The sequence below is a fragment of the Ruegeria sp. HKCCA0235A genome, assembly GCF_013033235.1.
GTDB lineage: Bacteria > Pseudomonadota > Alphaproteobacteria > Rhodobacterales > Rhodobacteraceae > Ruegeria.
Window position 1 is genome coordinate 23602 of the sequence record NZ_WQDQ01000004.1, and the last position, 17138, is coordinate 40739.

The following is a 17138-nucleotide window of genomic DNA, read 5'->3' on the forward strand; positions in this document are numbered from 1 at the left end:
CCTGCTCAGTCGGCGAAAAAGAACTCGTCCGGGCGGTGAATGCCGAAATGTGCACCGGGTTCCCAGGCCCACATAGCCTGTTCCGGAACATTTCGCAGGCGGTTTGACACCACAATGGGCTGGGGGGCGCCGTTCAGGATGCCTAGGGCATAGACCTGATCGGCATGGATTTTCAACATCTCGGTCCAGACAGCTGCGCGTTCTTCATCGGTCGTGGCGGTTTGCCATTCATGCGCCAATTCCATCAGGCGCTGCGCCTCTGGCATGTCGGGGGCTTCTCCCGCTTCGCCACCGGTCTGATAGTGCTGCCCCCATTTTGGCCAGGCCAGGAACACCTGATCTGTCGGGGCCAGATAAGCCGGGGACGTATGCGCCTGCGGAATACCATCATCCCAACCGAACCAGACGGACGCCATCGAATTGCCCGCGAACACACGGTTGCGTAGGATGTCCCTGTCCAGCGGGCGCATGACCAGTTTGACACCGATTTCACGCCAGGTATCGGTTACGATCTGAAGCGCGTTTTCGACTTCCTGCCGCTCACCTGCGGTTTCGATTACCAGCTCCATTGGGCGACCGTCAGGCAACAGGCGAATGCCGTTCTTGTCGCGCTGATCCAGACCAGCCTCATCCAAAAGCGCATTGGCCTGATCAACATCGTATTGCGCCCAGGCCGCAGCGTTTTCTTCGCTGTAGAAGGGCGAGGCGGGAAGAACCGAGTTCGCGGCGGGGTGTGCGAGTTTGAAGTAAAGCGCCTGGTTGATGGTCTGCCGGTCGATGGCCAGCGACAAGGCGCGCCGCACGCGAACGTCCCTCAGTACATCGCGCCAGACATCATCAGAAAAGTTCAGGTTCGGGTAGATCGCGATCTGCGAGGCCACGCCGGTTTTCCACAACAGCGTTTTGTATCCGCCTTGTGCTTCGCCTTTCTTGAGGATCGACGCGTCTCGGAAGGCAAGGCCACGGCCTTGCAGGTCGCTTTCACCGGCGTTGGTCTTGGCGGCAACAAGACCGGGGGCGACGATCTCCATCTCGACCACGTCAATATAGGGAAGTTGCACCCCCTTGCTGTCGATCCGGTGATAATAGGGGTTGCGCACAAAGTTGTGACGGATTTTCTTGCCCGAACTGGCGTTCAGCCATGGCTGCAACGTGGGAAGTTCGTGGTTGTCGAACTTGTAAAGATTATCCAGCTTGTTGTGCAGCGCGGCCCAGCTTTTGACCCGGGCATCTTCAACCTGAAAGGCAAGCTCTTCCGCGTCCGCGTATTTCTCGTGATACTGTTTCAAAAAGGCGGCCGGCCGGTAAATAAATGGTGGTCGTGCTTGTGCCAGAGATTGCAGGAAGTTCGGGTTCGGATCATCCCATTCGAAGATCACTGTGGTCTCATCAGGAAACGTGACCTTGGGGGCTTTGCCTTCGACGATCAGAAAATCAGGTGGGCCAGACGGGCTGAGCAGCTCGTTGTTGGCGACGTCTTCCCACCAATAACGGAAGTCTTCCGAGGTAAAGGGTGAGCCGTCCGACCACTTGTGCCCTTCGCGCAGTTTCAGGGTAAATTTGCGATTGCCCTCGTTTTCATACGAGGCCAGCAGGTCGGGTACCAATTCGTAATCTTGGTTGAACCCAACCAGCCTTGCATAGCCGTAGACAACCATCTGCCGGATATCTTTGGATCGCGTGACCATAGTGCGCAGAGTGCCACCCGGTTTCCCGAATGCTCTTCCTTTTGCGGCCAGATCCACAATCATAGGGTCCTTGGGCAAACGCTCCTGCACTGGCGGAAGATTGCCGCTTTCAACCTCGGCGCTCCAGAAGGCGCTTTCCTGAGGTGTTGGGATTGTATCTGCCGCCGCGGGCAGGATCCCTGAAAACGCCAGCATAGCAGCCAGCAGCAGAGGGCGAATGGTATTAAACATGGCAACGTACCTTATGGCCCGGTTCCAATTCCACCAGTGAGGGTATCACGGTGTCCGAGAAACGAAAGGCTTCATCCCAACTGTCCGGCGCGCCGGCACCCAGAGAAACCAATTGAAGGTCAATCGGGCGATTGATGTCGGGTTCGGGTTGAGCGGCAATCAGCGCCTTGGTGTATGGATGGCGCGGATTGTAGAAAAGAGTTTCGGGCGGTGCCTGTTCGACGATCAGACCCCGCCGCATGACGGCAACTTCGTCAGCGATCCGTGCGACAACGGCCAGATCATGTGAGATGAACAGGTAGGACAGGTTCAGGCTGTCTTGCAGGTTTTCCAGCAAGGTCAGGATTTGTTCCTGAACAGACACATCCAATGCCGAGGTCGGTTCGTCGCACACGATCAACTGCGGGTCCAGCATCATGGCCCGCGCCACTGAAAGGCGCTGTCGCTGCCCTCCGGAAAACGCGTGCGGATAGCGTTTGAGCATATCACCCGTCAGGCCGACGCGCTGCAACATCTCGGCGGCCTTGTCACGCTGTTCGGCTGTTGTGCCGATGCGGTGGATTTCCAGTGGTTCGGTCATGGCGTCCTGGATGCGCATCCGGGGGCTGAGCGAACTATAGGGGTCCTGAAACACCATCTGCGCCTTGCGCTGAAACGCCGTGCGCTGGGCTCGGGTCATGTTGTGCACCGTGATCGGGTCGGCATCGGGGGCGGTACGAAACAGGACTTCACCACCGGGGTCGGGCAATTCAGCCCCCAACGCGATGCGGGCCGCCGTCGTCTTTCCCGATCCGCTTTCACCGACAATTGCCAATGTCTTTCCGCGCGCCAGATTCAGGTCGACACCTCGGCAGGCATAGATTGCTTTGTCGGACTGCCATCCTTTGCTGGACCGCATGGTGTAGGTCTTGGACACATCCTTCATCTGAAGGATCAGATCCGTGTCGGGCATCGGTATGCCCACCGCATCCTGATCCGGTATTTCCGGCGCGGCATCAAACAACTGCTTGGTATACGGGTGTGCGGGCGCGGTCAGGATCGGGGCGGCGGGGCCGGCCTCCATGATACGTCCCTTGTGCATGACGACGACCTGCTCGGCCATGTTGGCGACGACACCCAGATCATGAGTCACCAGAATGAGCGCCATGCCGGTTTCGCGCTGCAATTCCTTGATCAGGCCAAGAACCTGCGCCTGGGTGGTCACGTCCAGAGCGGTGGTTGGCTCATCCGCGATCAGCAATTCGGGTTTGGACACCATGGCCATGGCGATCATGGCACGTTGGCGCATACCGCCGGACAACTCGAAAGGGTACGAGTCATAGGCCCGTTGCGGATCTGGGAAACCGACGCGTTCGAACTGCGTCAGGACCTTTTTGCGTGCCGCGGACTCGGACAGCCCGCGATGCAGCCACAAAACCTCGCTGACCTGATTGCCGATCTTGTGCAGCGGGGACAGCGATCTCATGGGCTCCTGAAAGATCATTGAAACCCGATTGCCGCGGATGTCGCGCAACTCACGTTCGGACACTGTGGTGAGCTCGCACATGCCCTTGGAATCGTTCAGGGTAATCGTACCGCTTCGAATCTGCGCCGTGCGGGGCAGAATGCGCAAGACGGCGCGGCAGGTGATTGTTTTCCCCGATCCCGATTCACCGACCAGGGCCAGCGTCTGTCCCGCTTCGACATCGAAGTTCACATTCGTGACCACGGAATTGCCCGTACCAAAGCCGATACTGAGGTCTCTTACGGACAACAACGCGCTCATGCGGGTTTTCCACCCGTTTGACCGTTCGATGACATCGGTTATTTCAACTCCCCGTGATTTTTTGTTCAGTGTCGCGCGGTTCCGCCCGTCTAGTCAAACCCGTTCTTGGGCCGAAATGTCGCGAAATCGTGAAACTATGGGCTTCGTCGCTACACAAAGTCTTGAGATTTTGTCATCAAGGGCGGCATCGGGCGCATTTATGCTCTCGATTGGTATCAAGGAGATATTTTCCGGTGTCCGAGAATCAAAGCCGTCTGGATCTGTTCATCGATCGCATGGTGTCACAGCGCGCTTGTCTGGATCACGCAATCCGGCTCACTGCGGGCATGGCGGGTCCGGTGTTCGAATTGGGTTTGGGCAACGGGCGTACATATCACCATCTTGTGCAGCACATGGATGGCCGCCCGGTATATGTGTTCGAACGCTCGGTGGCCTCGCACCCCGACTCGACCCCGCCCGAAGATCGCGTGATTCTGGGCGATGTGCGGGACACCCTGCCTGCATCGGTTGAACGGTTCGGCGCGTCAGCCAGCCTGATCCACGCGGATCTTGGTGGGCACAATCGCGAAAAGAATGACAAATTCGCGCGGTTTGTATCTCCGCTCATCGAGCCTTTGCTTGCTCCGGGCGGGCTGATGGTCTCGAGTGATCGGATGTATTTCGAGGGGCTGACCGAGATGCCGTTGCCCGAAGGCGCCGTTGAAGGGCGCTGTTTCATCTATCGCCGCTGACCGAAAAGGGGTAACGGCATGATTTTTTACGACTGCTCCACTGCTCCGAGTCCGCGCCGCGCGCGGATGTTCATTGCCGAAAAAGGGTTGGATATCGAAACCCGTGAGGTCTCGATTGCGAAAGGTGAACAATTGAGCGAAGCCTTTCGCGCCGTGAACCCACGGGCCACGATACCGGTTCTGGTAACGGATGACGGAACCGTTCTGACGGAAAACCTGGGCATTGCCGCTTTTCTTGAGGCGCAGTTTCCTGAACCACCTTTGATGGGCCGAACCCCCGAGGAAAAGGGTCTGGTCCTGATGTGGAACGCGATTGTCGAACAGCAGGGCGGGGCGCCGATTGCCGAGGCTTTGCGCAACGGCCATCCCGCCTTCAAGGATCGCGCCATTCCGGGCCCCTCCAATCATGCGCAGATCCCCGAACTTGCGCAGCGCGGGCGCGAGCGTGTGGCATCCTTCTTTGAAATGCTGGAATCACGTCTGACGGAAAGCCCGTTTGTGGCCGGTGATGTATTTTCCTTGGCGGATATCTCGGCCTTTGTTTTTGTCGATTTCGCCCGCGTCATCAAGATGCGTATCCCGGAAGACAACGCCGCCACCTTGGCGTGGTTTCAAGCCATCCAATCTCGACCAAGCGCAAGCCTGTAAAACTGCCAAGCCGAGCCGGGTTGCGTTGTGGTTTGTACTGTACAGAAATGTCTAGACAGATGTGAACAGTGCCACTAGCGTCTCCTCAGATTCTGTTCAGGGGAGGTCGGGATGAAGTCCCAATATCGCGTCGTGGTCATCGGAGGAGGCGTTGTCGGGGCCTCGGTTCTGTATCATCTGGCCAAGTTCGGCTGGTCGGATGTGGTCATGTTGGAACGCCGGCGGCTGGCGTCTGGGTCGTCTTGGCACGCGGCGGGGGGCATTCATGCTTTGAACGCTGATCCGAACATGGCGTCTTTGCAGGCCTATACCATTGATCTGCTCAGCGAGATCGAGAAGGAATCGGGCCAGAATATCGGCCTGCACATGACCGGTGGTCTGACGCTGGCCGGAACCCCCGAACGGTGGGAGTGGTTGCAGGCCAATTACCGTATCTTCCAGTCCATCGGCATTGATGACTGTGAACTGCTGAGCCCTGAAGAGGCGCAGAAACGCTGCCCGATCATGTCCACCGATGGCATTCTGGGCGCGATGTGGGCCGACCGCGAAGGCTATATCGACACCACAGGCACCGTGCAGGCCTATGCCACAGCCGCGAAAAAGCGCGGGGCGGAATACTATGAGGAAACCAAGGTCGAGGAACTGATCCAGACGGCGGATGGCTGGCAGGTGGTGACCGACAGGGGCACGATCACTTGCGAACATGTGGTCAACGCCGCCGGCCTGTGGGCCAAGCAGGTGGGGCGCATGGCAGGGGTCGAACTGCCGGTTTCTCCGCTGAAACACCATTACCTGATCACCGACACGGTGCCCGAGGTCGCAGCGGCTGATTTCGAGATGCCGATGACCGTGGATCTTGAGGGCTTCACCTATATGCGGCAGGACCAGAAGGGCGTTCTGGTGGGCATCTACGAGGTCGATCACGAACACTGGGCCATGGACGGCGCGCCGTGGAATTATGGCGAAGAGCTGTTCCAGGAGCAGCTGGACCGTATCGAAAACGAGCTGACGCTGGGGTTCGAACGCTATCCGGCGATCCAGAACGTGGGAATCAAGACATGGGTGAACGGCGCGTTCACCTTCTCGCCCGACGGCAACCCTCTGGTCGGTCCGGTGCCGGGCAAGCGGGGCTATTGGACCGCCTGCGCGGTGATGGCCGGGTTCCTTCAAGGCGGCGGCGTCGGCAAGACGTTGGCCGAATGGATGATCCATGGCGAGCCCGAGGCCGACGCCTGGCCGATGGACGTGGCGCGCTATGGCGACTATGCCCAGAACAAGCGCTATATCCGCGAGACGACGGGGCAGTTCTATTCCCGCCGCTTCGTGATGACCTATCCAAACGAGCAACTGCCCGCCGGGCGGCCGCTGAAAATGGCACCGGCGCATGATGCGATGACCGAGGCAGGGTGCAAATGGGGCGTCAGCTGGGATCTTGAAGTACCGCTTTATTTCGCGCCGAAAGGGTTCGAGGAAACCCCGACGCTCAAGCGTTCGAACGCGCATGACATCGTGGCCGAGGAATGCAATGTGATCCGCGAAGGTGCGGGCTTGCTGGATATTTCGGGCTTTTCTCGGTTCGAGGTTTCCGGTCCGAACGCAGAAGCCTGGCTGGATATGGTAATGGCCTCCAAGCTCCCCGGCCCGGGTCGTGCGAAACTGGCCCCGATGTTGGGTGAGGATGGGCGGCTGAAGGGCGATCTGACGGTGCTGAACTGGGGCGACGGGACCTGGTGGATCATGGGCAGCTATTACCTGCGGGCCTGGCATATGCGCTGGTTCGACGATCACATGATGGATGGCGTCAATATCCGTGATTTGGGCGAGGAATATTGCGGCTTTGCCGTGGTCGGGCCGAAGTCACAGGCGGTTGTGGAAAAACTGGCGGAACAGGATATCTCGGGCTTGAAGTTCATGGGGTGCGGCGATTTCGATATCGGCCTCGTGCGCGCCCGCGTCGCCCGCATGTCGGTGACCGGAGAAAAAGGGTACGAGATCAACTGCCGCTATGGCGACCATATCAAGCTGCGCCGCATCCTGCTGGAAGCAGGGGCCGAGGAAGGCATCCGCGAATGCGGCTTCAACGCGATGCTGTCAACACGGCTTGAAAAAAGCTTTGGCATCTGGTCGGCGGAATTCACGCAAGCCTATACACCGGGCATGACCGGAATGGATCGCTGGATCGCCTGGGACAAGGCCTTTGTTGGAAAGGCGGGCGCGCTTGCCGAACGTGACGGCAACGGCCCCGCGCAAATTCAGGCGACATTGGAAATCGATGCTCTGGACGCAGATGCCAGCGGATACGAACCGGTCTGGGCCAATGGCGAACGCGTTGGGTTCGTAACCTCGGGCGGCTACGGGCACTACACCGGCAAGTCACTGGCGATGGCCCTGATCGATCGGGACAAGGCGGAACCGGGCACGGAACTGTCCGTCCACGTGGTGGGGGTTGAACGCCCGGCGCGCGTGATTGCGCCGTCACCTTATGACCCCGAAGGCAAAGCGATGCGAGGCTGATCATGACTGCTGCGGAGCGCGGGCGCCGACGGCGGGGGCGGGGGGCTGAAGCCGCCCCGCAGCCCGGTCGCGATGTGAACTATCGCCAGCTCAGGAACCCTTTCCCACAGATGGAAGTGTTCCCGGCCGATCAGATCGCGGATATGCATGACACCGCCTTGCGGACACTGGAAGAGTTGGGGGTAAAGACCCTGCTGCCCGAGGCGCGGAAACTGTTCAAACAGGGCGGCGCGCGGGTGGATGAAGACACTGAGATGGTGTTTATCGGGCGCGAGATGGTTGAAGCCGCAGTCGCGTCAGCGCCCAAATCCATCGCCTGTCGCGCCGGCTCGCGGCGTCGCGATTTTACTCTCGAACTGGGCTCGCTGGTGTTTCAACCCGGAGCCGGCGCGCCGAACGCAACCGATCTTGAACGTGGTCGGCGCCCGGCGACAGGTCAGGATTACCTGGAGTTTCTGAAGCTCACCCATCATTTCGACGTGTTCCAGATGATTTCGCCACAGGTCGAACCGCAGGATGTGCCGACCCATCTGCGCCATTACTTCACGACTCGGGCCCAGATGGAACTGACGGACAAGTTTCCGTTCTTCTTCTCGCGCGGGACGCCGCAGGTGATGGACTGTTTTGAGATGCTGACCACGGCCCGCGGTCTTTCGGATGATGCGTTCCAGGGCAACGCGCATTGCTATACGATCATCAACACCAACAGCCCGCGCACCTTGGACATCCCGATGGCGCAAGGTCTGATCGACTTCGCCCGCCACGGTCAGATGTCGATCATCACACCCTTTACTCTGATGGGGGCGATGGCACCGATCACCGTGGCCGGGGCGATCACCTTGTCCCATGCCGAGGCCCTTGCCGCGCTGACTTTGACCCAACTTGTCAATCCTGGTGCGCCGGTCTGCTATGGCACGTTCACCAGTAACGTGGACATGAAGTCCGGCGCGCCCGCCTTTGGCACGCCCTCGCACTTTCAGGCATCACTGGCTGCGGGCCAACTGGCGCGGCATCTTGGTTTGCCCTGGCGGTCGGCTGCCGGATCGGCGTCAAACACCAACGACGTACAGGCCGCAAACGAGAACCAGTTTGGCCTTTGGGGATGCCTTATGGCCGGTGCAACGGTGATCATCCACTCCGCAGGCTGGTTGGAAGGCGGGTTGACGGTTTCCTTCGAAAAGCTGGTCTGCGATGCGGAAGTGCTGAATATGGTCGCCGAACTGTGCGTGGGCGTTCAGGCAGGGCCGTCCGAGATCGGGTTTGAAACTGCATTGAGTGAGGTTGAACCCAGTGGCCACTTCTTTGCATCAAGCCAGACGATGGAGCGCTATAATACTGAGTTCTATCAACCGCATGTCCATGACTACGCCAATTTCGGCACCTGGGCCGAACGCGGGTCTGTGGACGCAAACCATCGGGCAACGGATGTTTGGAAAGGCATTCTGAACGACTTCCAGGCGCCCGCTGTCGACAATGATCGGACAGGTGATTTACATGACTTCATTGCCCGTCGTACCGCCGAGGGCGGGGCACCGCCGGAGAGTTGAATGAGCCCGAAACCGATCCTTCATCGCGATGACCCCGAGGCCGAACCATTGATCGGCAACATCAAGGTCACGCGTGACGACTGGCTGAACGTGGCAATGGATGTGCTGATTTCGGACGGGGTGGACCAGATCAAGGTCCTGAACCTGGCCGAACGGATGGCAGTATCGCGGTCGTCGTTCTATTGGTACTTCAAATCCCGGCAAGAGTTGCTGGATGCATTGCTGGCGCGCTGGCAGGCCACCAACACCGCCGCCTTGGTCGCGCAGGCCGAAGCACCAGCCGAGACGATAACGGCGGCCGTCTGCAACGTTCATCGGTGCGTGGTGAACACCGATCTGTTCGATACTGCGCTGGATTTTGCCGTACGTGACTGGGCGCGAAAATCAGGCAAGGTGCGGCGTATTCTGGACCAGTCGGACGCCCGCAGGCTGGAAGCGCTGCACGCCATGTTCGCCCGCTACGGCTATTCCGAGATCGAAGCCGAAACCCGGGCGCGCGTGCTGTATTACATGCAGATCGGTTATGATCTGGCGCAATTGAATGAACCTATCGAAATGCGGCTGTCGATGGTGCCGCATTACCTCTACGCCTTCACAGGCGTCGAGCCGAAACCCGAGGAAGTTGAAGAATTCAGCGCGTATTCCCTGCGCTTTTGGAAAGGAAACCAGACATGAGCCAACCAGACGCAATCATCATCGGAACCGGCGTGATCGGCGCGGCCATTGCGTTCGAGATGTCCAAAGCGGGATGGAAAACCCTGTCGTTGGACCGGAATTCTCAGGTCGGGCACGGTTCTACCGCGGGGTCCTGCGCGATTATCCGGATGCATTATTCTACATTTGATGGAACCGCGTTTGCCTGGGAAGGCTACCACTACTGGCGCGACTGGGCCGCGTATCTTGGCTTGCCGGAAGACGCCAACCTTGCGCAGTTCCGCGAAACCGGCTGTCTGGTCATGAAAACCGAGGCGAACGGGATGCTGGAGAAGCACATGCGCAATTCGTCCGAGCTGGATTGCCCGTTCGAGGAATGGTCAGATGAAAAAGTGCTGGAACGCTTGCCGGTCTATTCGCTGGACAGCTTTGCCCCCGCGCGCCGTATGGACGATCCTGAATTCGGCCAACCCAACGGGCGCAGAATGACGGGCGGTGTGTACTGGCCTCAGGCGGGTTATGTCACCGACCCGGCCCTGTCGGCCCAGAACCTGATGGATGCCGCGAAGCTGCATGGAGCCGAGGTCCGTACCGGCGCTGAAGTCACGGAAATCCTGACCGAGGGCGGGCGCGTTTCCGGCGTCAAGCTGGCCTCGGGCGAGGAAATCCACGCCAAGGTTGTGGTCAATGTGGCAGGACCTGGTTCGTCCATCATCAACAAGATGGCCGGCGTTCTGGACGATATGACCATCAAAACCCGGCCCTTGCGGCAGGAGGTCGTGCACGTTCCAGCCCCTGAAGGGTTCGATTTTGAACACGACGGAACCATCGTTTCGGACAGTGACATTGCCTGCTATTGCCGGCCGGAACACGGCAATCACATCCTTGTCGGATCTGAGGATCCGGAATGTGATCCGCATCAGTGGTGCGAGGACGATGTGAACTACAATCGTGAATTCACCGATCAATGGACCACGCAGGCCATGCGGTATGCGCAGCGTGTGCCCAGCCTTGGTATTCCATCGAAAACGCGGGGCGTGGTTGACCTGTATGATGCGTCTACCGACTGGATTCCGATCTATGACAAATCCAGCCTGCCGGGGTTCTACATGGCCTGTGGGTCAAGCGGAAACCAGTACAAGAATGCGCCGATTGCGGGCAAGATGATGGCGGCACTGATCGATTACTGTGAAGGTGGCGCCGATCACGACGCGAAACCGTTGCAGTTCGAATTGCCATACATCAAGCGGACAATCGACGTTGGCTTCTACTCGCGCAAACGCCCGATCAATGAGGAAAGCAGTTTCTCGGTTCTGGGCTAGTCGCGTTTCGCAAACGGTCTATGTCGTGTGGGGCTGTCAACAAGCCCGGCCCTGGCATGACCGATCGAAAGACAACCGTATTGATCCTTGGCAGCGCCCCATCGGCGCTGGAGGCGCGGGCATGGTCGCGTGCGCCTTTCACGCATATCGTCGCCATCAACAACGCGTGGCGCATCCGAGAAGACTGGGATTACCTGATCCACCCCGAAGACTTCCCGGCAGAGCGCCGCCCTGGAAAAGTTCTTGGCACTCAACACATAGTCACTGCCGACGAATACGTCCCAAGACAGAATGACTATGGCGGGTTCGTCTATGCCGGCGGAACGATGGCTTTCACGGCAGGCTATTGGGCTTTGTCAGCCCTGAAGCCGGATGTTCTGGCTTTTTCCGGTTGCGACATGATGTATTCAGGATCGGGGCGAACACATTTTTACGGAAATGGCACGGCGGACCCTTTGCGAGAGGACGTGACACTGCGTTCGCTTGAAGCGAAGGCCGCCCGACTGGGTCTTTTTGCAGCCGCTCAGGGGTGCAGAACCGTACGGTTATCCGGCGCACCAAGCCGGCTGGTATTTCCATCCGTCAACATATCTGACCTGACAGCCGCACCGCTTCCCGATATTGCAGCCATGCACAATGTGCAGCGAATGGAAGATGATCTTGGATATTATGTGGCCTCGGGACGGTATTGGGAAGTTGAACACCGGTTCGACCCTGCTGCGATTGACGCATTGGATCGTATGTGGCTAAGGGCCTATCGGCTTGCCGTATCGGAGAACGCGGCCTGACACCGTCAAGCGGCGGCGAAGGTAACCCAGGCCCAAACCATCGCAACATAAGTTAAGTTGTGCATCAACTGATCCAAACCTGCAGCGCGCCAAAAAGCGGGTTGCGTTGGCTCAAGTCGTTTTTTGTCTGAATAGCTGGCCTTGATGAAATCGATATTGAAATGGATGAACCATTCCAGCGCCCCGACAATCAGAATAAAAGACAACGGCGCGCCGAACACCAAAAAAACGACGACAGAACCCACAACATGCACAGCGGCATGTTGCGCGCGTCCCAAGTGAAAATACTCACCCCGACCGGAAAGCATCTTCGGTGTCTGGAGGTAGTAGTCAGCGAACATATGCTTGATCAGCAAAAGACAAAGCATAAGAAACACTGCGCCAATACTGGCAGTCAAAAGAACCCTCCCGATATCGTTCTGACGCCAACATTAGGCAATAAAACGGGCACGCGTAAATGAACTAGTTCACATTCGGTCAAGAAATTTTCCAAAAGGGAAAAATTTGCTTATCCTGTCTGGATGATATTTGATTCATGCTGTTGAAATTGCATGCATTGCGTTTAATCCACGTCGAAGGTCAGCAGCAGGGGCAGGTTCCATAGAACGCACAATTTTCCGCTTTATCTGGAAATACTCCAAGCGCGAACAGCTGATCCTGCTGGCCGTGACGGCGACGCTGTTTCCTTTGCTGTACCTCACACTTGAGTTGCCAAAACGAATAATCAATGACGCGATCGGGTCGTCCACCTCTGAGGTGACGATCTGGGGCTATTCCATGTCGCAGACCAATTTTCTGATTGTTCTGTGCTTTGCCTTTCTGGCGGCCGTGCTGTGCCATGGCCTGATGAAAATGCGCATCAACACCATGAAGGGCGTGCTGAGTGAACGGATGCTGCGGCGCTTTCGCTATCAGTTGATCAGCCGGGCGCTGCGCTTTCCTCAACCCTATTTCGAGCGTGTCAGCCAGGGTGAAATGGTGTCAATGATCACCGCCGAAAGCGAGCCGATGGGCGGCCTGATGGGCGATGCGATCAGCCAGCCGGTTCTTCAGGCCGGCCAAATGATCACCATACTTTCCTTCCTGTTCCTGCAAAGCGTCTGGTTCGGGCTGGCCGCGGTGGCGCTGATACCCTTGCAGGCCTGGTTAATCCCCAAGCTGCAACGCCAGATCAACCTGCTGAACAAAAAACGCATTCAGGAGGTTCGGGTTCTGGCGGCGCAGATCGGCGAGAACGCAGCGGGCGCGTCCACCCTGCGGACCAATGGCGGCTGGCGTTTTCGCCGGTCGATGATCTCAGAGCAATTGGGACGCCTGTTCGGCATCCGTTTCGAGATCTATCAAAAGAAGTTTTTCATGAAATTCCTGAACAACTTCATCTCGCAGCTTACACCGTTCATGTTCTATCTGGTTGGTGGTCTGTTGGTGCTTCAGGGCTCGGTTTCGCTGGGGGCGCTGGTTGCCGCATTGGCTGCGTACAAGGATCTCAGCTCACCTTGGAAGGAACTGCTGACCTATTACAACCAGACCCAGGACATGTCGCTGCGCTGGGATGTGGTTCTTGACCGTTTTGCCCCGGCCGGAATGCATGATGAAACCTTGTTCAAAGGTGAACCTACCGAGTGGCCGCACCTGAACGGCGACATCGTGCTGGATCACGTTTCGGTGCGCGACATGGATGGCAATCAGGTGCTTGATGATCTGGACCTCAGTTTTCCTGCCGGAAAGACAATTGGGATCGCCGCCCCCAGCGAGGAAGATCGACGCGCCATCGGCGAATTGCTGACACGGGAAATACGTCCAAGTGCTGGCCAGGTTCGGATCGGGGATCTGAAACTGGCCGAGGTGCATCAGGCGGTTGTCGCCGCGCGTATCGGGTATGTCACATCACGCCCTGTCATGTTTCAGGGTACGCTGGGCGACAACGTGATGATGCCGATGCGGTTCAAACCGCTGACTGACCCGCCGGACGATCCGGATTTTCTTGAAACTCTGAGGGCGGGCAACAGTGCCGATCCGTTCAGGGCGGAATGGCTGGACCCAACTCTGGCCGGCTTTCAGGACGCCGCAGAACTGCGTGCCTGGTGGTTGCAGTTGATTGATGGAATGGGGTTTGGCGCAGCGCTGTTCCAACGAGGCGCCGAACAGAGTTTCGATGCGGCCGAGCATTGTGAATTGGCAAAGAAACTGATCGAGCTGCGCCCGGTCGTGCAGCAGGCCGTTCGGGAGGCCGGGCTGGAACAACAGGCGCTTGTCTTTGACCGGAACACCTATAACGCGGCCCTGCCTGTGGCTGAAAACCTGCTTTTCGCAACGCCACGTGTTCCTGTGACACAGGCTTTGCTTGCGCAGCAAAAGGTCTTTCTCGGACAGTTGCGTGAACTGGGGCTGGACGAGACATTGATCGCGTTGACACGCGATGTGATCGACATGCTGCGCCAGATCTTCGGGATCGATGGAACCGACCACCCGTTGTTCCAAAAGCTTGGTCTTGATGCAAAAACCTATGAAATTGCAGTGGATCTGGTGGACCAGACCCGCAAAGAAGGTTCGGACGGGCTGGATGACGAACAGCTTGCCAACATGTTGGCGGTGCCATTTGTGATCTCTGCCGAACAGATCGGACCTGCGTTCACGGATGAACTGAAGGATCGCATCCTTGAACTCCGGCACAGCCATTCCGAGAAACTGATGGAGCGTTTGCAAGACGTCTTCGTTCCATTGGATCCGAACGTCTTTGCGCCCGGATTGACGGTCATGGAAAATGCGCTGTTCGGAAAAGTCAGCCAGATTGGCGGTTCCCGTTCAGACGAAGCCCGCAAGCTGATTGTCGATGTGTTGGCTGAAAACGGCGCGCGCCCATTGGTCACAGAGCTGATCTATGATGTGCAGGTTGCTTTGGGCGGTCAGAATCTTCCGGCGGTATTTGCCGAGCCCTTGGCCTTTACCCGTGCGACGATCAAGAAACCTGACATCCTGATTCTGGAAAATGCGCTGGCCAGCTACGACATGAAAACGCAGGTGGCGGTCTATAAACGGCTCCGTGAACTGCTGCCGGACACCACTGTTGTCTATCTGAATGATCAGTTCGAAAACCCCGGTGCATTCGACATGTATGTGGAAATCCGGCAAGGTCGTGTGGTCTCGGACGGAGGGCCTGTGGAGGTGGAGGAAGACAGTGCGGCATCGGCGGACTTGACGCGGAAACTACGCGCCTTGGAACAAACCCCCTTGTTTTCGGGTCTGGATCGGCGTCAGCTGCGCCTGCTGGCCTTTGGCGCGCGCTGGTTTGATGCCGAGCCGGGGCAGGTGGTGTTCTTGAAAGATGACCAGCCCACCGACGGTGCCTATGTGGTGCTGGAGGGCGAAGCAGGTCTGTACCTGCCACAAGAACAGGGGCCTGACCAACTGATCACCAAAGTCGGGCCCGGCGCATTGGTCGGAGAGCTGGGCCTGATCAGAAAAGAACCACGTGCGCTGAGCATGGTGGCGGAAACGCCGCTTTCCTGTTTGCGGATCGGTGAAGAAGAATTCCTTGCCGTTGTGGAAAACGATGCAGCGACCGCATTCAAGCTGTTGCAGGTTATCGCCGGTTATGTGTCCAATTAGCGATCAGCAGTCCGTGCCGCAGAACAAATCGTAAAGCAGACGGATCACTTTTTCCGTGGCTCCGTCGCGCAATGAATAATAGATCGTTTTGCCTTCCCGACGCGTCGAGACCAACTCTTCCTCGCGCAGGCGCGCCAGCATCTGGCTGACTGCGGCCTGCCGCAACTGAAGCAGCTCCTCAAGCTGGCCGACGGATTTTTCACCACCGCCAAGATGGCACAAGATCATCAGGCGCCCCTCATGCGCCAGTGTTTTGAGAAATGCAGCCGCGCGTGCAGCATTGTCTTTCATGTCCGGCAGAGCGTCCGTTGGGCGTACCTGAGCTTCGGTTTCGTTAAGTGCCACTTTCTGACCGTCATATCGCGATTTGTGATGGCAATATGCATCAAGGCGACTGGTATTGTCACCCCTCGGTTGCCGGCGCACCCCCCTGAAAAGCGTTGCCTTCAACGTAATTGCATGGGTCCTCCTGCATTTGCAGATGCAGCCCGTCGCCGTCATATGGGTGCGCGCGGGCCAGGTCTTCGTCGACATCGATCCCAAGACCCGGAGCATCCGGGGCGGCGACGAACCCATTCTCGATCCGGATCGAGCCCTTGATCAGTTGATCGTGGAACGGTGTTTCGATGGTTTCCAGAAGCAGTAGGTTGGGAATGGAAGCGGCCAGATGGATGTTGGCGGCCCATTCGACCGGACCGGCATACAGATGCGGTGCCATCTGCGCGTTGAAGACCTCGGCCATGGCTGCGACTTTCTTCATCTCCCAGATTCCGCCTGCACGTCCCAGCGCCGGTTGCAGAATCTCGGCGGCTCCAGCGCGCAGGACGGCTCCGAATTCGGCCTTTGTGGTCATCCGTTCTCCGGTTGCAACCGGAATGCGTACGTTGCGGGCGACGCGGGCCATATCTTCGATATTGTCAGGCGGTGTAGGTTCCTCGAACCAAAGGGGCTGATATGGTTCCAACGCCTGTCCCAGCCGAATTGCCCCGGCCGTGTTGAACTGGCCATGGGTGCCGAACAGCAGATCGGCCCTGTCGCCCACGGCCTCGCGGATCGCCTTGCAGAAGGCGACGGACATGGAAATGTCGCTCATCGCGGGCATGTGCCCGCCGCGGATCGTATAGGGGCCGGCCGGGTCGAATTTCACGGCGGTGTAGCCACGTTTTACCATTTCAGCCGCCGTTTCACCGGCCTGTTCGGCAGAGGTCCAGAAATCGTTCAGGTTGTGCCGGGGCAGGGGATACAGGTAAGTATAGGCCCGGATCCGGTCATTCATCCTGCCACCCAGCAGCGCATGGACCGGTCTGTCGCGATCTTTGCCCAGAATGTCCCAGCAGGCGATTTCCAACCCCGAGAATGCGCCCATCACCGTCAGGTCCGGGCGCTGCGTAAAGCCGCTGGAATAGGCGCGACGGAACATGAGCTCGATGTTTTCGGGGTTCTCGCCCAGCATATGCCGGTCGAACACGTCCTGAATGACATGACGCATCGCCTCGGGCCCCACGGACGAGGCATAACACTCACCCCAGCCCGTGATGCCGGTATCGGTCGTCACTTTGACAAGTATCCAGTAGCGCCCGCCCCAGCCCGGGGCGGGCGGGGCGGTGACGATGACGTCGAGATCCCGAAGTTTCATCCCAA

Annotated in this window: 13 protein-coding genes; 8 read left to right on the plus strand and 5 right to left on the minus strand. The window is 58.2% G+C overall.

Annotated features, from left to right (window positions below; all coding sequences use genetic code 11):
* Nucleotides 1–5: 5 nt before the first annotated feature.
* On the minus strand, nt 6–1919 hold the full coding sequence (locus tag GOW56_RS08190) for an ABC transporter substrate-binding protein (RefSeq protein WP_171205578.1): 1914 nt from the start codon (nt 1917–1919) through the stop codon (nt 6–8).
* The gene (locus GOW56_RS08195; RefSeq protein WP_171205579.1) at nt 1912–3684 is read right to left on the minus strand and encodes an ABC transporter ATP-binding protein; all 1773 of its coding nucleotides are present in this window, start codon (nt 3682–3684) and stop codon (nt 1912–1914) included. Before GOW56_RS08195 ends, GOW56_RS08190 begins: the two co-directional genes overlap by 8 nt.
* 233 nt (nt 3685–3917) lie before the next feature.
* On the opposite strand from GOW56_RS08195, the gene GOW56_RS08200 reads away from it, so the two are divergent.
* From GOW56_RS08200 to GOW56_RS08230, 7 genes are all read left to right on the plus strand, one after another.
* Entirely contained in the window at nt 3918–4415 is a 498-nt protein-coding gene (locus tag GOW56_RS08200; protein WP_371807888.1) for a class I SAM-dependent methyltransferase, read from the plus strand.
* 18 nt (nt 4416–4433) lie between these two features.
* A complete protein-coding gene (locus tag GOW56_RS08205; protein WP_171205580.1) occupies nt 4434–5063 on the plus strand; it encodes a glutathione S-transferase family protein in 630 nt (209 codons plus the stop codon).
* 111 nt (nt 5064–5174) lie between these two features.
* Complete coding sequence (locus GOW56_RS08210; RefSeq protein WP_171205581.1) at nt 5175–7577, plus strand: FAD-dependent oxidoreductase; 2403 nt, start codon at nt 5175–5177, stop codon at nt 7575–7577.
* A 2-nt stretch (nt 7578–7579) separates the two neighbouring features.
* Nucleotides 7580–9124, plus strand: coding sequence for a trimethylamine methyltransferase family protein (locus tag GOW56_RS08215; protein WP_171205582.1), 1545 nt, complete (start codon nt 7580–7582; stop codon nt 9122–9124).
* Nucleotides 9125–9799, plus strand: a complete 675-nt coding sequence (locus GOW56_RS08220; RefSeq protein WP_171170961.1) for a TetR/AcrR family transcriptional regulator — start codon at nt 9125–9127, stop codon at nt 9797–9799.
* On the plus strand, nt 9796–11100 hold the full coding sequence (locus GOW56_RS08225) for an FAD-binding oxidoreductase (RefSeq protein WP_171205583.1): 1305 nt from the start codon (nt 9796–9798) through the stop codon (nt 11098–11100). The genes GOW56_RS08220 and GOW56_RS08225 overlap by 4 nt, the downstream gene beginning before the upstream one ends.
* 56 nt (nt 11101–11156) lie before the next feature.
* On the plus strand, nt 11157–11888 hold the full coding sequence (locus tag GOW56_RS08230; protein ID WP_171205584.1) for a hypothetical protein: 732 nt from the start codon (nt 11157–11159) through the stop codon (nt 11886–11888).
* A gap of 5 nt (nt 11889–11893) precedes the next feature.
* Here the strand turns inward: GOW56_RS08230 and GOW56_RS08235 are convergent, their stop codons facing one another.
* Nucleotides 11894–12256, minus strand: coding sequence for a DUF3307 domain-containing protein (locus tag GOW56_RS08235; protein WP_371419740.1), 363 nt, complete (start codon nt 12254–12256; stop codon nt 11894–11896).
* A 244-nt stretch (nt 12257–12500) separates the two neighbouring features.
* Between GOW56_RS08235 and GOW56_RS08240 the strand changes: the two genes are divergently transcribed.
* Entirely contained in the window at nt 12501–15497 is a 2997-nt protein-coding gene (locus GOW56_RS08240; RefSeq protein WP_171205759.1) for a cyclic nucleotide-binding domain-containing protein, read from the plus strand.
* A 3-nt stretch (nt 15498–15500) separates the two neighbouring features.
* On the opposite strand, the gene GOW56_RS08245 is transcribed toward GOW56_RS08240, so the two are convergent.
* A complete protein-coding gene (locus GOW56_RS08245) occupies nt 15501–15788 on the minus strand; it encodes a helix-turn-helix transcriptional regulator (RefSeq protein WP_171205760.1) in 288 nt (95 codons plus the stop codon).
* Nucleotides 15789–15900: 112 nt separating this feature from the next.
* On the minus strand, nt 15901–17133 hold the full coding sequence (locus tag GOW56_RS08250; protein ID WP_170344896.1) for a mandelate racemase/muconate lactonizing enzyme family protein: 1233 nt from the start codon (nt 17131–17133) through the stop codon (nt 15901–15903).
* Nucleotides 17134–17138: the final 5 nt, after the last annotated feature.

What these genes read in the sequence shown, in the direction of transcription:
- GOW56_RS08190 (WP_171205578.1), bottom strand. Translation starts at nt 1,919, where the DNA reads ATGTTTAATACCATTCGCCCTCTGCTGCTGGCTGCTATGCTGGCGTTT.
- GOW56_RS08195 (WP_171205579.1), bottom strand. Translation starts at nt 3,684, where the DNA reads ATGAGCGCGTTGTTGTCCGTAAGAGACCTCAGTATCGGCTTTGGTACG.
- GOW56_RS08205 (WP_171205580.1), top strand. Translation starts at nt 4,434, where the DNA reads ATGATTTTTTACGACTGCTCCACTGCTCCGAGTCCGCGCCGCGCGCGG.
- GOW56_RS08210 (WP_171205581.1), top strand. Translation starts at nt 5,175, where the DNA reads ATGAAGTCCCAATATCGCGTCGTGGTCATCGGAGGAGGCGTTGTCGGG.
- GOW56_RS08215 (WP_171205582.1), top strand. Translation starts at nt 7,580, where the DNA reads ATGACTGCTGCGGAGCGCGGGCGCCGACGGCGGGGGCGGGGGGCTGAA.
- GOW56_RS08220 (WP_171170961.1), top strand. Translation starts at nt 9,125, where the DNA reads ATGAGCCCGAAACCGATCCTTCATCGCGATGACCCCGAGGCCGAACCA.
- GOW56_RS08225 (WP_171205583.1), top strand. Translation starts at nt 9,796, where the DNA reads ATGAGCCAACCAGACGCAATCATCATCGGAACCGGCGTGATCGGCGCG.
- GOW56_RS08230 (WP_171205584.1), top strand. Translation starts at nt 11,157, where the DNA reads ATGACCGATCGAAAGACAACCGTATTGATCCTTGGCAGCGCCCCATCG.
- GOW56_RS08235 (WP_371419740.1), bottom strand. Translation starts at nt 12,256, where the DNA reads ATGCTTTGTCTTTTGCTGATCAAGCATATGTTCGCTGACTACTACCTC.
- GOW56_RS08245 (WP_171205760.1), bottom strand. Translation starts at nt 15,788, where the DNA reads ATGAAAGACAATGCTGCACGCGCGGCTGCATTTCTCAAAACACTGGCG.
- GOW56_RS08250 (WP_170344896.1), bottom strand. Translation starts at nt 17,133, where the DNA reads ATGAAACTTCGGGATCTCGACGTCATCGTCACCGCCCCGCCCGCCCCG.